Consider the following 17,574-nt stretch of genomic DNA (forward strand, 5'->3'; position numbering starts at 1 on the left):
CGCAGAACAAGGAGACGACACACATGGCCACCAACATCAAGGGCCCCGGCATCTACCTCGCGCAGTTCGCCAGCGACACCGCACCGTTCGACTCGTGGGCATCGATCACGAAATGGGCCGGCGGCCTGGGCTTCAAGGGCGTGCAGATCCCGTCGTGGGACAAGCGAATCTTCGACATGGACAAGGCCGCTGAATCGCAGACCTACTGCGACGAGATTGCCGGTGTGGCGCGCGAGAACGGCGTGGCCATCACGGAACTCGGCACGCATCTGCAGGGCCAGCTCGTGGCCGTGCACCCAGCCTACGACGAAGCCTTCGACGGTTTTGCACCGGAGGCGTTTCGCAAGAATCCCAAGGCGCGCCAGGCGTGGGCGGTGGAACAGATGAAGCTCTCGGCCAAGGCCTCGCAGCGCCTGGGCCTGAAGAGCAACGTGAGTTTTCCCGGTGCGCTGGCGTGGCCGTTCCTGTATCCGTGGCCGCAGCGCCCGGCGGGTCTGATCGACGCCGCTTTCGACGAACTGGCCAAGCGCTGGAAGCCGATCTTCGACGCGTTCGAAGACGCCGACTGCAATGTGTGCTTTGAATTGCACCCCGGCGAAGACCTGTTCGACGGCACCACGTTCGAGATGTTCCTGGAGCGCGTGAACAACCACCCGCGCTGCTGCATCAACTACGACCCGTCGCACTTCCTGCTGCAGCAGCTGGACTACCTCGAGTTCATCGACATCTACCACTCCCGCATCAAGGCATTGCACATCAAGGACGCCGAGTTCCGCCCCACCGGCCGCCAGGGCGTGTATTCCGGCTACCAGCCGTGGGTGGAACGCGCCGGGCGCTTCCGGTCCCTCGGCGACGGGCAGGTGGACTTTGGCGCCATCTTCTCCAAGATGGCGCAGTACAACTACGACAGCTGGGCCGTGCTGGAGTGGGAGTGCTGCCTGAAGCACCCCGAGGCCGGTGCGGCCGAAGGCGCGGAGTTCATCCGCAAGCACATCATCCGCGTCACGGAAAAGGCGTTTGATGATTTCGCCGGTGGCGACACCGACCCCGCGCAACTGCGCCGCATGCTCGGCCTGCAGGAGGCCTCGAAATGACGATCGAAGCCGGTTCCACAGCGGAAGGTGCGGGCCGCCGCATCCGCCTGGGCATGGTGGGTGGCGGTGAAGGCGCTTTCATCGGCGCGGTGCACCGCATCGCTGCGCGCCTGGACGACCATTACGAGCTGGTGGCCGGCGCACTCTCGTCCACACCTGAAAAGGCCCTGCGTTCGGCGCAGGCGCTGGGCTTGGCGCGCGCGTACCCCGATTTCCGCACCATGGCGCGCGGGGAAGCGGCGCGCGGTGCGGATGGCATCGAGGTGGTGTCCATCGTCACGCCCAACGACCAGCACGCGCCGGCCGCCGAAGCGTTTCTCGAAGCCGGCATCCACGTCATCTGCGACAAGCCGGTGACCACCACCCTGGCCGAAGCGAAGCGCCTGCGCGAGCTGGCCAGGGCCAAAGGCCGGCTGCTGGCCGTGACCTACAACTACAGCGGTTACCCCATGGTGCGGCACGCGCGCCGCCTGGTGCGCGATGGCGCGCTGGGCAAGATCCGCCTGGTGCAGGTGGAGTACGCGCAAGACTGGCTGACCGAACCGCTGGAATCCAGCGGGCAGAAGCAGGCCGCGTGGCGCACCGACCCGGCGCGCGCTGGCGCGGGTGGCTGCATTGGCGACATCGGCACGCACGCCTACCAGCTTGCTGCGTTCGTGAGCGGGCTGCAGACGCAGTCGCTCTGCGCGGAGCTCAGCGCCTTTGTACCCGGCCGCGCGCTGGACGACAACGTGCAGGTCATGCTGCGCTTTGCCGGTGGCGCACGCGGTGCGCTCTGGGCCAGCCAGGTGGCACCGGGCAATGAGAACGGCCTGCGCCTGCGCATCTACGGCGACAAGGCCGGGCTCGAATGGCGTCAGGAGCACCCCAACCAGTTGCACTGGTCGCCGTTCGGCCAGGCCACGCAGATCGTCTCGCGCGGCACGGGCGCGGCCAATGCCGACGCCGCACGCGTCTCACGCCTGCCCTCGGGGCATCCGGAAGGCTACCTGGAAGGTTTTGCCACGGTCTACGCCGAAATCGCGCAGGCCCTGCGCGCCGCGCGCGATGGGTCTGCCCTCTCGCCCGACGTGGTGTTCCCCACCATCGAGGACGGCGTGCACGGCATGGCGTTCATCGAAGCTGCCGTGCGCTCGTCGCAGCAGGGTGGGCAATGGGTGGAGGTACCTGCGTGAGCCTCAGCGTGCGCTTTAACGAGGTCGTGAAGGACTTCGGGCCGGTGCGCGTGCTGCACGGCGTGAGCTTCGAGCTCGCGCCCGGGCGCATGGTCGGCCTGCTGGGCGAGAACGGGGCGGGCAAGTCCACGTTGATGAAGATCCTTTCGGGCTACGAAACCTTGAGCGGCGGCAGCCTGGAGGTGGACGGCCAGGTGCGGCATTTCACCAGCTCGCGCGACGCGGAAGAAGCCGGCATCGTGCTGATCCACCAGGAGTTCAACCTGGCCGACGACCTGACCGTGGCGCAGAACATCTTTCTGGGGCGCGAGCGGCGCAAGGGCTGGCTGCTGGACGAGTCGGGCATGCGCAGCGCCGCGCGCGATGTGCTGCAGCAGGTGGGGCTGGACATCGACCCCGATACACGGGCGCGCGATCTGATCGTGGCCGAGAAGCAGTTGGTGGAGATTGCCAAGGCGCTCTCGCGCAACGCGCGCCTGCTGGTGATGGACGAGCCCACGGCCACGCTCACACCGTCGGAGACGCAGCGCCTCTTCGCGCTCATTGCGCAGTTGCGCGCCCAGGGGGTGACGGTGATCTACATCTCGCACAAGCTCGACGAAGTGGAGCGTGTGACGGACGAGATCGTGGTGATGCGCGACGGCCGCTTCGTGGCGCGCGGGCCTACGGCCGAACACACCCGCCACCAGATGGCCAACCTGATGGTGGGGCGCGAGCTCTCCGACATGTTCCCGCCGCGCGTGGCACCACCTGCCGGCGAGCCGCTGCTGTCGGTGAAGAACGTGACCGTGCCCGGCTGGGCGAAGAACGTGAGCTTCGACGTTCGCCCCGGTGAGATCCTGGGCTTTGCCGGGCTGGTGGGCGCGGGTCGCACCGAGCTCTTTGAAGGCCTGCTGGGCCTGCGACCCGTGAGCGCCGGCGAGATGCAACTGGCCGGCCGCGTGGTGCGTTTCAAGAACCCGCGCGAGGCCGCGCACGAGGGCCTGACCTACCTGAGCGAAGACCGCAAGGGCTGCGGCCTGCACATCCGCATGTCCCTGCAGGAGAACCTGACGCTCATGGACCTGGACCGGCACGCCCGACCGATGCTCGACCCGAGTTCCGAGCGCCGCGCCCTCGAGAAGGCGGTGGCCGATTTCGGCATCCGCACCGGCTCGCTGGATGCGCCCGCGGGCTCACTCTCGGGCGGCAACCAGCAGAAGCTGGCCATGGCCAAGGTGCTGCAGCCCAACCCCCGCGTGGTGGTGCTCGACGAACCCACGCGCGGCGTGGACGTGGGTGCCAAGCGCGACATCTATTTCCTGGTCCAGCGCCTCGCGGCGGAAGGCCGCGGCGTGGTGGTGATCTCCTCCGAGCTGATGGAGCTGATCGGCCTGTGCCACCGCGTGGTGGTGATGCGCGCGGGCGCCGTGCAGTCCACGCTGGACGCCGACCACCTGACCGAAGAGGCGCTCATTGCTCACGCCACTGGAACACATTGAAATGAACCAGAACACCGCTCACGCTGAGCCCTCCCCCGTTCGGGCTGAGCCTGTCGAAGCCCCGCCCACCCAGGGCCGTCAACCCTTGCGGCAGTTCCTGCGTAACGCCGGTCCCATCGTCGGGCTGGTGCTGCTCTGCATCGTCGGCACGCTGCTCAACCCGGACTTCGCCACCTGGGACAACGCCATGAACGTGCTCACGCGCACGGCCTTCATCGGCATCATCGCCGTGGGCATGTGCTTCGTGATCATCTCCGGCGGCATCGACCTCTCGGTCGGGTCCATGGCCGCGCTGATTGCGGGCTGCATGATCATGGTGATGAACTGGGTGGCGCCGCTCGTGGGCAGCCCGGTGGCCGCCGTCCTGGTCGGCATGGCGATTGCCATCATCCTTGGGGCTGCCTTTGGTCTTGCGCACGGCGTGCTCATCACCAAGGGCCGCATCGAACCCTTCATCGTCACGCTGGGCACGCTGGGCATCTTCCGCGCCTACCTCACCTACTTCTCCAACGGCGGCGCGCTCACGCTCGACAACGATCTCGGCGACGCCTACGGCCCGGTGTACTACGGCGCCTGGCTGGGCATTCCCATTCCCATCTGGGTGTTCCTGGGTGTGGCGCTGGCCGGTGCGCTGCTGCTGAACCGCACGCGCTACGGCCGCTATGTGCAGGCCATTGGCTCCAACGAACAGGTGGCGCGCTACGCCGCCGTGGCGGTGGACCGCATCAAGATCCTCACCTATGTGCTGCTCGGCGTTTGCGTGGGCATTGCCACCCTGCTCTACGTGCCGCGCCTGGGCTCGGCCTCGCCATCCACCGGCCTGCTCTGGGAGCTCGAAGCCATTGCGGCCGTCATCGTCGGTGGCACGGCGCTCAAGGGCGGCCAGGGTCGCATCGTCGGCACTGTCGTCGGTGCCGTGCTGCTCTCCGTCATCGGCAACATCCTCAACCTCACCAGCATCATCAGCGTGTACCTCAACGCGGCGGTGCAGGGTTTCGTGATCATCGTCGTGGCCTTCCTCCAAAGAGGGCGACGATGAATTCCCCGGCGGCGCAGCCCTTTGGCCGGCGAGCCATTTCAGCCTCGAGAACCTACCCAGGAGACATCATGAACAGACGCCTTTTTTCTGCCATTTCACTGGCCATCGCCACCCTCGTCACGGCACCGACCACCTTCGCCCAGAACAAGATGGTGATGGGTGTGTCGATTCCCGCCGCCACCCACGGCTGGACCGGCGGCGTGGTCTATTGGGCCAACCGCACCAAGGCCGAACTCGAGAAGCAGTACCCCGGCTCTTCCGTCATCGTGAAGACCGCCGGCTCCGCTGCCGAGCAGGCCAACCAGGTGCAGGATCTGCAGACCGTCAACAAGATCGACACGCTGGTGATCCTGCCGTTCGAATCCGCACCGCTGACCAAGCCCGTGGGCCAGGTCAAGAGCAAGGGCGTGTTCGTGACGGTGGTGGACCGTGGCCTCACCGATCCCACCGCGCAGAACGCGTATGTGGCCGGTGACAACCCCGGCTTCGGCAAGGTGGCCGGCGAGTACATGGCCAAGGCCATGGGTGGCAAGGGCAACGTGGTGGTGCTGCGCGGCATCCCGACCGTGATCGACAACCAGCGTGTCGACGCCTTCAACGCGGTGATGAAGAACCACCCGAACATCAAGGTGCTGGACGCCAAGCACGGCAACTGGAACCGCGACGACGCCTTCAAGGTGATGCAGGACTACCTGACGCGCTTCAAGCAGATCGACGCCGTGTGGGCATCGGATGACGACATGGCCGTGGGCGTGCAGAAGGCGATTGAGCAGGCCAAGCGCACCGACGTGAAGCTGGTGCTGGGCGGCGCGGGTTCCAAGGACTACATCAAGAAGGTGATGGACGGCGACAAGGTCGTCACCGCCGATGTGACGTATTCGCCCAGCATGATCGCGGACGCCATGAAGCTCACGGCCGAGTCGCGCGTGAAGGGCACTGCCATGCCCGCCACCACCACGATCCCCTCGGTGCTGATCACCAAGGAAAACGCGTCGAAGTACTACTTCCCGGACTCGCCTTTCTAAGTCGGCCCTGACCCTGCCACCCGCATCGCGAGTTGCCACAGCGCAACCCGGTGCGCGGCGGCCAGGGCATCGGGCGATGCATCGCTCAACGTCACCTGAAAGTCGGCAGCGCCCAGCACGGGCGCGGCAGCGCCGGCCCCCATTCCCGTCAGCCACCACCGCGCCTGCAGACGCAGCGTGCGCTGCGCGGCGTCGGCCATCAAGGTCACGATCTCCAAGCGCAACCGGCGGCCCAACGTCACACCCGACGGCGCGGGTGCGCGCCATACCAGTCCGTCGCCGCGCAGCAGCGCCAGATCGGACACCAGCAGGCGGGGAATGCTGTCGCGCAGGGGCTCGGCCCAGCGGTGGCCGGTGAGCGGCTGCAGGCCCGCCGCGCCGCTGGCCACCATGAGCGTGTCGCGGTCCAGTGCGCCCGGCATGTCCACCACACTGGCCACCTCCCACACCGCCCCGTCGCCTGGACGCGCCGCAGGCCGTGGGCCGGGTGGTTCGCTGCGCAGTTCGTACCAGCGCGTGGCGGGAGCCGGGTCGCCCGCGCAGGCCGCCAGCAGGAAGGTCGAGGCGCACGCGCCTCCCAGGATCAGTCTTCTTTTCATGTCAGGAACCTCCGTGCGGCGCACTGCGGTGCGAGCTTGCCTGGGGCGGCCCGGCGCGGCGCTCATTCGGGGACCCTCCGGCCACGCAGCAGTGAATCAGGTTGTTGTTCGAGCGCTTCGGCCAGGTCGCGCAGGGCGCGCGCGGCGCGCGAGAGATCGGTGAGCGCCTGGTCGGCGCCGGTCATCAGGCGCGAGTCGCCCGAGGTGGCTTCGCGCAGCGATGTGGCGGTGCGTGCCACCTCGTCGGCCGCGCGCTGAAGGTTGGTCACCAGCGGCGCGTTGGGCGCCAGCAGTTCCGACACCTGGTTGGACGTCTTGCCCAGGCCCTCGGCGGTGGTGTTCACCGATGCGGCGGCCTGCCCCATGCCGTCCATGGCCTTCCGCGTGGACTCCAGCGACCGCTGTAACTCGTTGGCCAGCGGATCGATGCGTTTGTCGAGCCGCTCGGAGATGCGCTTGAAGGTGGCCGTGATCGCCGCCAGGTCGTCCATGGCCTGCTTGAGCTGCGGGCCACCCACCACCGCGCGCGCCGACGACGCGATGGCCGAGATGTCTTCGGCGATGCGGCGGAAGTCCATGCCGTCGAACTGCTCGCGCAGGTTCTGGATGGCGGTGGCCGTCGTGGGGATCTCGATCTCCGCGCGGCGGGTGCTGCCACGCAACTGGCCATCGAGCTTAGGGCGCAGGTCCAGGTCCACATACAGAAGCCCGGTGAGCAGGCTCTGCATGGACAACTGGGCGCTCAGGCCGCGTTCCACCAGCGCAGGCAGCGCCGGCTCCGAGCCGCGCTTGCCATCGAGCCCGCTCACGGCGTTGCTGTCGAGCACAGCCACCACCGGAATGGCGTAGTTGTCGTTCTTGCGGTCGTAGAAGATGTCGATCGATTCCACGCTGCCCACGCGCACGCCGCGGAACACCACCGGGGCACCCACCTGAAGGCCGTACACCGACCCGCTGAAATACATGACGGTGCGCTCCTTGCGGGTGAACAGGTTGTTGCCCGCGAGGGCGATGATGGCGATGGCGATCAAAGCGATGCCCGCCACCACGAAGGTGCCGATCAGCGTGGCGCTGGCCTTGCGTTTCATGTCGAGGTCTCCTGGGGAGAAGGCGCGCCGCGGCGAAGGAAGGTCTGAACGCCTTCCGGTCCGCTGCGCCGCAGTTCTTTGGGGGGGCCGAGTGCGGTCATGGTCTTGGTCTCTGCGTCGAGGAACAGCAGGCGGTCCGCCACGGTGAAGATGCTCTCGAGTTCGTGGCTCACCATCACCACCGTGGTGTGAAGGTCGTTGCGCAGGTGCAGGATGAGTTCGTCGAGGTTGGCCGAGGCCAGCGGATCGAGGCCCGCAGAAGGCTCGTCCAGGAACACCAGCGGCGGATTCAGTGCCAGCGCGCGGGCGATGGCCGCACGCTTCTTCATGCCGCCGCTGAGCGTGGCGGGTTCGGCGTCGAAGCTGCCGCCCAGGCCCACCAGCGCGAGCTTGAAACGCGCCTCGTGTTCGCACTGCGCCGCGTCCATGTCGGTGAAAAGCTGCATGGGCAGCATGACGTTTTCGCCCACCGTCATGCTGCTCCACAAGGCCCCCGCCTGAAAGGTGACACCGAAGGTCTGCAGCAGCTTGCGCTGCTCCATCGCCTCGGCGGCGTACAGGTCGCGATCGCCATACAGCACCTGTCCTGCGGCAGGCGCCTGCAGACCGATCAGGTGACGCAACAGCGTGCTCTTGCCACAGCCGCTACCGCCCGCGATGGCCAGCACCTCGCCAGGCAGGATGTCGAAGTCCAGGTCGCGCTGGATGACCTTGGGGCCGAACGCCATCGTGAGCTTGCGCACGCTCACCAGCGGCTGCACCGCCGTGGGTGGTGCTGCCGCGTCAAGCGATGCGTCCTGCTGCGTGTCCATCTAGAAGTCGAGCCTTTGAAAAACGACCGTGAGCGCCGATGCGGCCACCACGATCCAGACGATGGCTTGTACCACCGACGCGGTGGTCGCGTCGCCCACGGCCTGGGCGCTGCGCCCCGCAGACAGGCCCTGCAGGCAGCCCGCGAGCGCCACCAGCACCGAATACACCGTGCCCTTGATCAACCCCACCAGCACGTGCGGCAGGGTCAGCGCCTGCACGCTGGAATACACATACTCCAGCGGCGTCACACCATAGATGCCCACCGCCACCAGCCAGCCCACCGCCATGCCCACCAGCGCACCGAATGCGGTGAGCATGGGGCCGACGATGAGCAGGGCGAGCACGCGCGGCAGCACCAGGAAATCCACCGGGTTCACGCCCATGGTGGCGAGCGCGTCCACCTCTTCGTTGGCGCGCATGCTGCCGATCTGCGCCGCAAAGGCAGCGCCCACGCGACCGGCCAGCACAATGCCCACCAGCAGCGCGGCCACTTCGCGCACCACGCCCACGGTGACGAGATCGGCGATGTACGTCTGCGCGCCGAAACGCTGGAGTTGTGCAGCGCCCATGTAGGCCACGATCAGCCCCACCAGGAAACTCACGAGCGCGATGATGGGCAGGCTGCGCGGGCCTGTCTGTTCGATCTGCCACAGAAGGTCGGACGCCCGCATGTCGCTCTTGCCGCGGACCAGCCGGCCCACCGACAGCAGCACCTCGCCGAAAAACGTCAGTGCCTTGCGTTTGTCCACCCACCAGGCGGCGGTGCGGGCGCCCAGCCGCGTGACGCGCCCCGGTGAGCTGGTGGACGGCGCAGGCGCCAGCGGCGGCGTGCCCTTCAGCGCAAGCGAGACGATCTCCTGCAGTCCTTCGGGCAAGCCCTGGAGATCGACCGGGACTTCGCGCTGTGCGAAGGGTTGGAGTTGCGTCCAGAGGACGGAGGCCAGGGCCGCGTCCCAGGTGCCGAGAAACTGGGCATCAATTCGCACCTGGCGCGCGTCGCCCTCGGGCGGCACCGCAAAGGTGCCCGCGTTGCCCTGCCAGTCGCCGCTGAGATGCAGCACCCATGCATCTCCCTGTGTATCCCACCGCGCCTCGGGGGCGTGCGCCTCGTCATGCGCCTCCATGACGTTCGAAGAGGCATGTCCAGGGTGGGCACGGTGCACGGGGCGGTCCATTCATGCAGGGGAGTGTGGATTCTATCGATGGGTCCGTCTGTAGGACATCGCGCACACGGATCGCGGCCTGCGCCTACGCCACACCCGACGTTTCGCGCCTACCCTGAAGCCATGGACCTTCCCAAGAGACGATTCCGACTCCGACACGCGGTGATCGGCGTGGCGGCCACGCTCCTGCTGGGCGTGGTGGCGCTGGAGGTGGCCGGATGGCCGTTCCTGCGGCAACCGATCGAGCGCGCGATGACACGCGCCACGGCCGTGCCCTCGACGCTGCAGGGCCCTTTCAAACTGCATCTGTTCTGGCGGCCCCGGCTGGAGGTGGATCACCTCAATATCGGTTCGGACCCACGCTTTGAGGTGCCCCACCTGCTGGATGCCCGACAGGTGGTGCTGGCCTGGCGCTGGGGTGACGTGTGGCGCTGGCGCCAGGGCGAGCCGTTGCGCGTGCACGCGTTGCAGGCAGAGACCCTGGATGCACACCTGCTGCGCACGCCCGACGGGCAGGCCAACTGGCAACTGGGCGACCAGAGCCAGTCGAAGGAGCCGGACCCCGATGGCTTCGACCTGCCGCGTTTCGGCACCTTGATGGTGGGGCGCGGGAAGATTGACTGGCGCGACGCCGTGCAGGATGTGGACCTGGACATTGCCGTGCGCGGCAGCGAAGGCGAGGCCGTGAGCCAGCAAGGTGCTGGTTACGAGGCCACGGTGAACGGCCGCTACCAGGCCATGGCGATGAAGCTGGCTGTGAAGGCCGGCGGCACCCTGCCCCTGCTGCAGGACCCCGACGCGTCCGCTCAGGCGCCGTGGGTTCCGGTGCGCGTCGAAGGCACGGTGGCCTCATCGCGGCTGCTGTTCGATGGTGAGGCCGCGGCGCTGCTGGGCACACCGCGGCTGCGCGGTGCGCTGGAGTTGAAGGGCCCGTCGCTGGCCGCCGTGGGCGAGCCGCTGGGCATCACCCTGCCGACCACGCCGCCGTTCGACCTGAAAGGCAACCTGCAACACGAAGGTGGGCAGTGGCGCCTTCAGGCATCGCGCGCGAACATCGGCAGCAGCCGGCTGGCCGGTGACCTGCTGTTTGACCAGACCGTGAGCCCGGCCCGTCTGAGTGGGGAAGTGAATGGATCGCGTCTGGCCTTCGCCGATCTGGGCCCTGCCGTGGGCGCCGATGGCGCGGGCGATCAACCTGCGCAGCGCCAACCCGAGGGCCGCGTGTTGCCGCAGCGCAAGTTCGACCTGCCTTCGCTCAAGGCCATGGATGCGGACGTTCGCATGAAATTCGACGAACTGGACTTCGGCACCGCATCAATGGCGCCCCTGCGTCAGCTGCAGACGCGGCTGCGGCTGGATGGCGGCGTGCTGCGCCTCGAATCGCTCCAGACGGTGGTGGCGGGTGGCTCGCTCAAGGGCCTGACGCAGCTCGACGCCAACGCCAGCCCCGCGAAGTGGGAAGCCGATCTGGATTTCGCCGGCATCGATGTGGCGGGCTGGCTGCGCGGCTTGCAGAAGGACAGTGCAACCGAAAAGCCGCCGGCGGCCACCGCCACCACGGCCCTCAAGCGTGAACGAAATGAAGCCCGCCAGGGCGGCGACCAACCCGTGCAGTCGTACCTCACCGGCGCGCTCTCGGGCAACGTGAAGGTCACTGGCGCGGGCAACTCCACCGCAGCCATCCTGGGCAGCCTGAACGGCCCCATGCAGATCAACCTGCGCGATGGCACTGTGTCGTACCTCGTCACCGAAGCCATGGGACTGGACGTGGCCCAGGCGCTGGGCGTGGTCATCAGCGGCGACAAACCGTTGCCCCTGCGCTGCGCACGCTTCGACCTGGTGGCGCGCAACGGCGTGATCGAGCCGCGGCTGGCGGTGGCCGACAACGCGGACAGCACCATCTGGGTCACCGGCCCCATCAACCTGAAGGACGAGTCGCTGGACCTGCGCGTGGTGACGAGGCCGAAGGACTGGTCACCACTGTCCCTGCGCACGCCCATCACCGTGGGCGGCACGCTCGGAAATCCGGACGTGGGGATCGAGGCGCAGGGACTGGTGGGGCGCGTGCTGGGTGCGCTGGCGCTGGGTGCCACGGTGGGGCCGCTGGCGGCATTGATTCCGCTCATCGAACAGGGCAGCAAGGAAGGTGCGGACCCCTGCAACCCGACGCTGGCTGCCGCTCCCGCCAGGAAGCCCTGATCAGTGCACCGTGTCGGGGGCCGCGTGGCGGTTGCGCCGCCAGGTGGCCGGCGGAACGCCGTATTCCCGGCGGAACGCGCGGATGAACGCAGTGTCGGTCTGGTAACCCACATCTTGCGCAATCTGCGCCATGGGCGCCTTGCTTCGGCACAGCAGATTGGCCGCGAGCATCATGCGCCACTGCGTCAGGTACTGCATGGGGGAGCTGCCCACCAGCAGCTGGAAGCGTTCGGCCAGCACCGATCGCGAAGCGCCCGCTTCGCGCGCGAGCTCGTCCAGCGTCCAGGCGTGGGCGGGTTTGCGGTGCAAGGCATTCAGGGAGGCGCCCACGACGCGGTCACCCAGACCGGCCAGCCAGCCGGTGCGGCCCGCACTCTGCTCGTGGATGTACAGCCGCAGCACCTCGATGAACAGCACCTCGGCCAGCTTGGCCAGCACGCCCGCGCCACCCGGCCGCGGTGATCGCGCCTCCGCCAGCGCATAGCGCACCGAGGCCTCCAGCCACACGCCCGCGTTGGAACCGCGCACGTTCACGCGCACCAATGGCGGCAGCCCCGCGAGCAGCAGGCGCGCCAGACGCGCGTCGCAGGCCAGGTAGCCGCACAGCAGCCGCGTGGTGGCACCACCACCGCCATAGTTCAACTGGCGCGGCCGGCGCTGCAGCAGTTCCTTCAAGGGCGTACCACGGGCGGGCGGAAGTCCCGGCGCCGATCCCATGCGATGGGCGTCGCCCTGCGGGAACAGGATCACGTCGCCGGCGGTCAGGCGCATGGGTTCCTCGCCATCCAGTTCCACGTGGCATTCACCTTCGGTGATGAGGTGGAAGATCACCACGCGCTCTGCATCGGGCTCCAGCAGCGGTGCCGCCGCGTCGGCGGGCGGCGACTGGTAGCACCAGGGCGCGGTGAAGCGCGCCTGCAGAAAGATGGCGCCCACCAGTTGCACCACGCGCAAGGTCTCGGAGAGGGCGTCCATTCAGGCGATCTCGATGTCCAGGGCGAGTGGCGTGATCGTGCGCACGGCAGACGGTATCGGCGAACACTGCACGCCGGTCTGCACCAGTTCACACAGCCGTTCGGGTGACGCGCCCGGGGCTGCAATGCGCACGGCGAGCGCCACATCGCCAGGACCGGCGTAGACGGGCTGTCCATCCGCATCTGCCATGCCCAGCAGTCCCCGCGTGTCGGAGCGGCTGCTGGCCTTCACCTCCAGCAAGGTGAGTTCGATGCCCTGAGCGGCAGCCGCCATGGTGATGGAGGTGGCGGCGCACGACGCCAGCCCCGCGCGAAAAAGCCAGCCCGGCGTCACCTGGTCACCCGTGCCGCCCAGTTCGGCAGGCATGTCGGTGGGCAGCACCGTGCCGTTGGCGTGACTGGCCAGCATGCGCGTGCCGCCAGACCATCTCACGGAAGCCGGCGCGTCATCGTGCAGGCCCGTATCCGGGCGCCGCTCGAGCACGGTCTGAACGCGTTGAAGGGCCTGGGCAAGTGGAAGCTGGGACACGGTGCTGCTCCTGGTGCGAACCTGCGTCGAATTATGGGCGGGTGTGTCCTTGGCGGGAAGGTCACCGGACGCAGGGTCAACTCTCGCGGACGCGGCGTCAATCCCGCAGCGCGCGCCGTCGCAGAACGGACGATCGGACAGGCGCGCAGGCCGATCGAGCCGGACACGCAAGGTGCACCAGCGTTCCACTGCACGACGGGTCCGGCGCTCTGCGGCGCGCACCCGTCCTTGCCACCCACCCATCAGGAGAGAACACCATGAACGCATCCAACGACTTCATTGCCCTCAAGGCACGCCAGCAGACCGCCTGGGCCAGTGGCGACTACGCGGTGATCGGCACCACCCTGCAGATCGTCGGGGAGTCGCTCGCCGAGGCCTGCGATGTGCGCTGGGACGAGCGCGTGCTCGACGTGGCGGCCGGCAACGGCAACGCCACCCTGGCTGCAGCGCGGCGAGGCTGCCAGGTGACGTCCACCGACTACGTGGGCAGCCTGCTCGCGCGCGGCGCAGAACGCGCGCGCGCCGAGCGTTTCGACGTGAGCTTCCAGGAAGCCGACGTGGAAGAACTGCCGTTCGCGGACGCCAGCTTCGACGTGGTGCTCTCCACCTTCGGCGTGATGTTCGCGCCCGACCATGCACGCTCGGCCAGCGAGATGCTGCGCGTGTGCCGCCCCGGCGGGCGCATCGGCATGGCCAACTGGACGCCTGCCGGCTTCATCGGCCAGCTCTTCAAGACGCTGGGCAAGCAACTGCCTCCACCGGCAGGCCTGCAACCGCCTTCGCTGTGGGGCACGGAGGCCCATCTGCGCGAACTGTTCGGCTCGGGCGCCGGGAAGATCGCAGTGACGCCGCGCACCTTTAACTTCCGCTACCGCTCCGCCGCGCACTTCATCGACGTGTTCCGCACCTGGTACGGCCCGGTTCACAAGGCCTTTGCGGCCCTCCCCGCCGACAAGGCCCAGGCGCTGGAGGCAGATCTCACCGCATTGCTGGTCGGGCTCAACCAGGCCGGGCCCGGTTCGCTGGTGGTGCCCAGTGAATACCAGGAAATCGTGATCACGCGCAGCTGAACGCCATGGAGCCGCGCCTGCAACGCCGTGTGCAACGCTACGGCTGGGACCTGGCCGCCGACGACTATGAGCCCTTGTGGCAGGCGCAGCTCGCACCCGCGCAAACCGAGCTGCTGGCGCAGGTGGCGCTGGCGCCGGGCGAGCGCGTGCTGGACGTGGCCTGCGGCACGGGTCTCATCACGCTGCCCGCTGCGCGCGCAGTGGGGCCGCGCGGCACGGTGCGGGGCGTGGACCTTTCCGGGCGCATGGTGCAAGCCACGCTGCACCGGGCCCGGGCGCTGAAGTTGCACCACGTCGAAGCCGAGCGCATGGACGCGGAGCAGCTGGATCTCTCCGATGCCGGCTTTGACGTGGCGCTGTGTGCCTTCGGCCTGATGTACCTGCCCGAGCCCGAGCGGGCCCTGCAAGAACTGAGGCGCGTGCTGCGCCGGGGCGGACGCCTCGGGCTGGCAGTGTGGGGCGAGCGCGCGCGCTGCGGTTGGTCGGCGCTGTTTCCCATCGTCGATGCCGAAGTGGCCAGCGAGGTCTGCCCCCTGTTCTTCCGCCTGGGCCAGGGCGATGCACTGGCGCGGCTGTGTGCGCAGGCCGGCTTCATCGATGTGCGGACCGAGCGCATCAGCACCACCCTGCACTACGCCGATGCCGACGAGGCCTGCCGGGCGGCGTTTGCGGGCGGGCCGGTGGCGTTGGCCTGGTCACGCATGGGTCAGACAGCCCGCGAGCGCGTGTGCGCGGCCTACCTGCGGGCCATCGAACCCTGGCGCTGCGGCAGCACTTATGCCGTGCCCGCGGAGTTCCTCATCTCCACCGCCACCTCGCCCTCCTGACGCTGGCGCGGCAGGCATTGCGGGTACTCGCGCTGGATGAAGTCGATCAGCTGTTCGCGCACGTGGCAGCGCAGATCCCACGCAGCACCCGCGGAGGCCGCCGTGACCAGGCAGCGCAACTGAAGGGCCTGCTCGCCGGCTTCGGTTACCTGCAGCAGGGAAAAGCGCTTGTCCCAGTGCGGGCTGCTTTCGACGGCCTTTTGCAGGGCTTCGCGCAGGGGCGCCAGCGGCATGCGGTAATCCACCCAGAGAAAGACGGTGCCCATGAGCTCGGAGGTCTGGCGCGTCCAGTTCTGGAATGGCTTTTCGATCCAGTACTGCAACGGCACCACCAGCCGGCGCTGGTCCCAGATGCGCACCACCACGTAGGTGCCGGTGATTTCCTCGATCACGCCCCATTCGTTCTCGACGATCACCACGTCGTCGATCCGGATGGGCTGGCTCAGCCCGATCTGCAAGCCCGCAATGAGGTTGCCGAGCACCGGCCGCGCCGCGAAACCCGCCACGATGCCCACCACGCCGGCCGATGCGAGCAGGCTGGCCCCCACCTGCCGCACCGCTGGAAAGGTCATGAGCATGAGCGCGCCGCCGATCAGGATGATGAGACCCTGCACCGTGCGCGAAAGCACCAGGGTCTGCGTCTGGATGCGCCGTGCCACCAGGTTGTCGGCCACCGCCAGCGGGTTGGCCGCCGCCACGCCGTTGGCAGCGCCCTGCACCGTGCGGGTCAGAAGCCACGTGATGACGCCGATCAACAGCAGCGTGGTGAGCCGCTCGGCCCAGGTGAGCCAGGCCATGCCCTGCGGCGCCTGCTGCCACGCAATGTTGAGCGCGAGCAACTGCAGCAGCAGGTGCGCGGGCGCCTCGATGGCCCGGCCCACGCTGATGATCATGGGCGAGTCGCGCCCGGCGCGTTGCACGATGCGCCTGCCCACGCGGTACACCAGCTCGGCCAGCAGCATGAGCAGCACCGCCACCAGCAGCGCAGGCAGCCAATCGACGAGGAAAGGAGGGAAGTTTTCGGGGAGCCAGTTCGACAAGTCCATGCCACAGCATAGCCAGTACCGTGCCACCCACGCGCGTTGCCGGCGAACGCGTGGACTACAGTGGTGCCATGAAAACACGCATCGTGATCGTGGGCGGCGGCGCCGGGGGGCTGGAACTGGCCTGCAAGCTCGGCCGCCAGCTCGGCGCCGAACAGGTGACGCTGGTGGACCAGCAGCTGTTCCACATCTGGAAACCTTCGCTGCACGAGGTGGCGGCGGGCACCCTGGACATCCACCAGGAAGGCCTGTCGTACGAAATGCTGGCACACGACAACCGCTTCACCTTCTGCTTTGGCGCCATGACCGGACTGGACCTGCAAGCCAGCACCGTGCAGGTGGCGCCCGTGCTGGACGAGCGCGGCGAGGAGCTGGTACCCGCCCGCGCCCTGCCCTATGACCAGCTGGTGATGGCGGTGGGCAGCACCGCCAACCACTACAGCGTGCCCGGTGCGGCCGAGCACACGCTCTCGCTCAACCGCCCGGCCGATGCCGAGCACTTCCGCCTTCGCATGCTCAAGCTGCTCACCGCCGCCGAATTGCGCAAGAGCGCGGGCAACGAAGGCCAGGTGCGCATCGTCATCATCGGCGGGGGCGCCACCGGCGTGGAGCTGGCCGCCGAACTGCGCGAAGCCAGCGTGGTGCACTCGCGCTACGGCTTTCGCCGCCTGGACCCGCAGCGCGACGTGCAGCTCACGCTGCTCGAAGGCGCCGACCGCATCCTGGCGCCGTTGCCCGAGAAGGTGTCCGAGGCCGCCGCGAAGCTGCTGAAAGAACGCCACGTGACCATCGAGACCAAATGCCGTGTGGCGCGCATCACACCCACGCAGGTGGAAGACGCCACCGGCCGTGTCTTTCAGGCCGACCTCGTGGTGTGGGCCGCCGGCATCAAGGCGCCCGACGTGCTGGGCAACCTGGGCCTGCCCACCAACCGTTCGGGCCAACTGGAGGTGGACGACCACCTGCGGGTCAAGGGCCAGGCGAACATCCACGCCCTGGGCGATTGCGCTGCCTGCCCCACCGCAGAAGGCGGCTGGGTGCCCCCACGCGCCCAGGCCGCCCACCAGCAGGCCAGCTACCTGCACGACGCGCTGCTGCGCATCGCCATGGACAAGCCCGCGCCCCGGCGCCCCTACGTCTACCGGGACCACGGTTCGCTGGTATCGCTGGGAACGCAGACCTCCGTGGGCAGCCTCATGGGCAACCTGTTCAAGTCCACCTGGTACGTACAGGGCCTGCTGGCCCGCACCATGTACGTGAGCCTGCACCTGATGCACCACCAGGCGGTGCTGGGCACCCTGCGCACCGGCGTGCTGGCGGTGGCGCGCTTTCTGGTGAAGCGGGCGACGCCGCTGGTGAAGCTGCACTGAATATCGCCCCATCGGGATTCAAGGTCGAAGTCGCGCATTAAAAGTCGCATTACAAGTCGCAAAAATTCCCGCGGTACTTTGAAAT

General features: G+C 68.1%; 16 protein-coding genes. 9 read left to right on the forward strand and 7 right to left on the reverse strand.

From position 1 onward, the window contains the following. The first annotated feature begins 23 nt into the window (after positions 1–23). From ACTIEY_RS11905 to ACTIEY_RS11925, 5 genes are all read left to right on the forward strand, one after another. Positions 24–1,094 carry a sugar phosphate isomerase/epimerase family protein gene (locus ACTIEY_RS11905; RefSeq protein WP_439519310.1) on the forward strand — a complete coding sequence of 357 codons (1,071 nt, stop codon included), beginning with the start codon at positions 24–26 and terminating at the stop codon, positions 1,092–1,094. Continuing rightward, positions 1,091–2,269, forward strand: a complete 1,179-nt coding sequence (locus tag ACTIEY_RS11910; RefSeq protein ID WP_439519311.1) for a Gfo/Idh/MocA family protein — start codon at positions 1,091–1,093, stop codon at positions 2,267–2,269. Before ACTIEY_RS11905 ends, ACTIEY_RS11910 begins: the two co-directional genes overlap by 4 nt. Next, the gene (locus ACTIEY_RS11915) at positions 2,266–3,750 is read left to right on the forward strand and encodes a sugar ABC transporter ATP-binding protein (protein WP_439519312.1); all 1,485 of its coding nucleotides are present in this window, start codon (positions 2,266–2,268) and stop codon (positions 3,748–3,750) included. Before ACTIEY_RS11910 ends, ACTIEY_RS11915 begins: the two co-directional genes overlap by 4 nt. A gap of 1 nt (position 3,751) precedes the next feature. Next, complete coding sequence (locus ACTIEY_RS11920) at positions 3,752–4,789, forward strand: ABC transporter permease (protein ID WP_439519313.1); 1,038 nt, start codon at positions 3,752–3,754, stop codon at positions 4,787–4,789. Between the two features lie 68 nt (positions 4,790–4,857). Then, positions 4,858–5,814, forward strand: a complete 957-nt coding sequence (locus tag ACTIEY_RS11925) for a substrate-binding domain-containing protein (RefSeq protein ID WP_439519314.1) — start codon at positions 4,858–4,860, stop codon at positions 5,812–5,814. Here ACTIEY_RS11925 and ACTIEY_RS11930 read toward each other — a convergent pair. The 4 genes from ACTIEY_RS11930 to ACTIEY_RS11945 form a co-directional block, all read right to left on the reverse strand. Further along, positions 5,811–6,413, reverse strand: a complete 603-nt coding sequence (locus ACTIEY_RS11930; RefSeq protein ID WP_439519315.1) for a PqiC family protein — start codon at positions 6,411–6,413, stop codon at positions 5,811–5,813. The two genes, ACTIEY_RS11925 and ACTIEY_RS11930, sit on opposite strands and share 4 nt — an antisense overlap. A 62-nt stretch (positions 6,414–6,475) precedes the next feature. Beyond that, entirely contained in the window at positions 6,476–7,501 is a 1,026-nt protein-coding gene (locus ACTIEY_RS11935) for an MlaD family protein (RefSeq protein WP_439519316.1), read from the reverse strand. Continuing rightward, a complete protein-coding gene (locus tag ACTIEY_RS11940) occupies positions 7,498–8,313 on the reverse strand; it encodes an ABC transporter ATP-binding protein (RefSeq protein ID WP_439519317.1) in 816 nt (271 codons plus the stop codon). The genes ACTIEY_RS11935 and ACTIEY_RS11940 overlap by 4 nt, the downstream gene beginning before the upstream one ends. After that, positions 8,314–9,375 (reverse strand): MlaE family ABC transporter permease, encoded by a 1,062-nt coding sequence (locus ACTIEY_RS11945; RefSeq protein WP_439519318.1) that lies wholly within the window; start codon positions 9,373–9,375, stop codon positions 8,314–8,316. Between the two features lie 225 nt (positions 9,376–9,600). Here ACTIEY_RS11945 and ACTIEY_RS11950 point away from each other — a divergent pair, with 225 nt between their 5' ends. Continuing rightward, positions 9,601–11,676 carry an AsmA family protein gene (locus ACTIEY_RS11950; protein ID WP_439519319.1) on the forward strand — a complete coding sequence of 692 codons (2,076 nt, stop codon included), beginning with the start codon at positions 9,601–9,603 and terminating at the stop codon, positions 11,674–11,676. Here the strand turns inward: ACTIEY_RS11950 and ACTIEY_RS11955 are convergent, their stop codons facing one another. Both ACTIEY_RS11955 and ACTIEY_RS11960 read right to left on the reverse strand, forming a co-directional pair. After that, complete coding sequence (locus ACTIEY_RS11955; protein ID WP_439519320.1) at positions 11,677–12,651, reverse strand: AraC family transcriptional regulator; 975 nt, start codon at positions 12,649–12,651, stop codon at positions 11,677–11,679. Beyond that, on the reverse strand, positions 12,652–13,179 hold the full coding sequence (locus tag ACTIEY_RS11960; protein ID WP_439519321.1) for an OsmC family protein: 528 nt from the start codon (positions 13,177–13,179) through the stop codon (positions 12,652–12,654). 257 nt (positions 13,180–13,436) lie between these two features. Here ACTIEY_RS11960 and ACTIEY_RS11965 point away from each other — a divergent pair, with 257 nt between their 5' ends. Together ACTIEY_RS11965 and ACTIEY_RS11970 are read left to right on the forward strand one after the other, a co-directional pair. Next, the gene (locus tag ACTIEY_RS11965; protein ID WP_439519322.1) at positions 13,437–14,249 is read left to right on the forward strand and encodes a class I SAM-dependent methyltransferase; all 813 of its coding nucleotides are present in this window, start codon (positions 13,437–13,439) and stop codon (positions 14,247–14,249) included. Between the two features lie 5 nt (positions 14,250–14,254). Continuing rightward, on the forward strand, positions 14,255–15,076 hold the full coding sequence (locus tag ACTIEY_RS11970) for a class I SAM-dependent methyltransferase (RefSeq protein WP_439519323.1): 822 nt from the start codon (positions 14,255–14,257) through the stop codon (positions 15,074–15,076). On the opposite strand, the gene ACTIEY_RS11975 is transcribed toward ACTIEY_RS11970, so the two are convergent. Further along, on the reverse strand, positions 15,025–16,122 hold the full coding sequence (locus ACTIEY_RS11975; protein WP_439519324.1) for a mechanosensitive ion channel family protein: 1,098 nt from the start codon (positions 16,120–16,122) through the stop codon (positions 15,025–15,027). The genes ACTIEY_RS11970 and ACTIEY_RS11975 overlap by 52 nt on opposite strands. A gap of 68 nt (positions 16,123–16,190) precedes the next feature. Here ACTIEY_RS11975 and ACTIEY_RS11980 point away from each other — a divergent pair, with 68 nt between their 5' ends. Continuing rightward, entirely contained in the window at positions 16,191–17,489 is a 1,299-nt protein-coding gene (locus ACTIEY_RS11980) for an NAD(P)/FAD-dependent oxidoreductase (RefSeq protein ID WP_439519325.1), read from the forward strand. Positions 17,490–17,574: the final 85 nt, after the last annotated feature.

Origin of the sequence: Hydrogenophaga sp., from assembly GCF_051858985.1 — a bacterium.
Taxonomy (GTDB): Bacteria; Pseudomonadota; Gammaproteobacteria; order Burkholderiales; family Burkholderiaceae_C; genus Hydrogenophaga.

Bases quoted from the DNA above. Each gene is read 5' to 3' on its own strand.
- ACTIEY_RS11975 (WP_439519324.1), bottom strand. From the start codon at position 16,122: ATGGACTTGTCGAACTGGCTCCCCGAAAACTTCCCTCCTTTCCTCGTC.
- ACTIEY_RS11940 (WP_439519317.1), bottom strand. From the start codon at position 8,313: ATGGACACGCAGCAGGACGCATCGCTTGACGCGGCAGCACCACCCACG.
- ACTIEY_RS11955 (WP_439519320.1), bottom strand. From the start codon at position 12,651: ATGGACGCCCTCTCCGAGACCTTGCGCGTGGTGCAACTGGTGGGCGCC.
- ACTIEY_RS11910 (WP_439519311.1), top strand. From the start codon at position 1,091: ATGACGATCGAAGCCGGTTCCACAGCGGAAGGTGCGGGCCGCCGCATC.
- ACTIEY_RS11970 (WP_439519323.1), top strand. From the start codon at position 14,255: ATGGAGCCGCGCCTGCAACGCCGTGTGCAACGCTACGGCTGGGACCTG.
- ACTIEY_RS11925 (WP_439519314.1), top strand. From the start codon at position 4,858: ATGAACAGACGCCTTTTTTCTGCCATTTCACTGGCCATCGCCACCCTC.
- ACTIEY_RS11965 (WP_439519322.1), top strand. From the start codon at position 13,437: ATGAACGCATCCAACGACTTCATTGCCCTCAAGGCACGCCAGCAGACC.
- ACTIEY_RS11930 (WP_439519315.1), bottom strand. From the start codon at position 6,413: ATGAAAAGAAGACTGATCCTGGGAGGCGCGTGCGCCTCGACCTTCCTG.
- ACTIEY_RS11905 (WP_439519310.1), top strand. From the start codon at position 24: ATGGCCACCAACATCAAGGGCCCCGGCATCTACCTCGCGCAGTTCGCC.
- ACTIEY_RS11950 (WP_439519319.1), top strand. From the start codon at position 9,601: ATGGACCTTCCCAAGAGACGATTCCGACTCCGACACGCGGTGATCGGC.
- ACTIEY_RS11935 (WP_439519316.1), bottom strand. From the start codon at position 7,501: ATGAAACGCAAGGCCAGCGCCACGCTGATCGGCACCTTCGTGGTGGCG.
- ACTIEY_RS11920 (WP_439519313.1), top strand. From the start codon at position 3,752: ATGAACCAGAACACCGCTCACGCTGAGCCCTCCCCCGTTCGGGCTGAG.
- ACTIEY_RS11980 (WP_439519325.1), top strand. From the start codon at position 16,191: ATGAAAACACGCATCGTGATCGTGGGCGGCGGCGCCGGGGGGCTGGAA.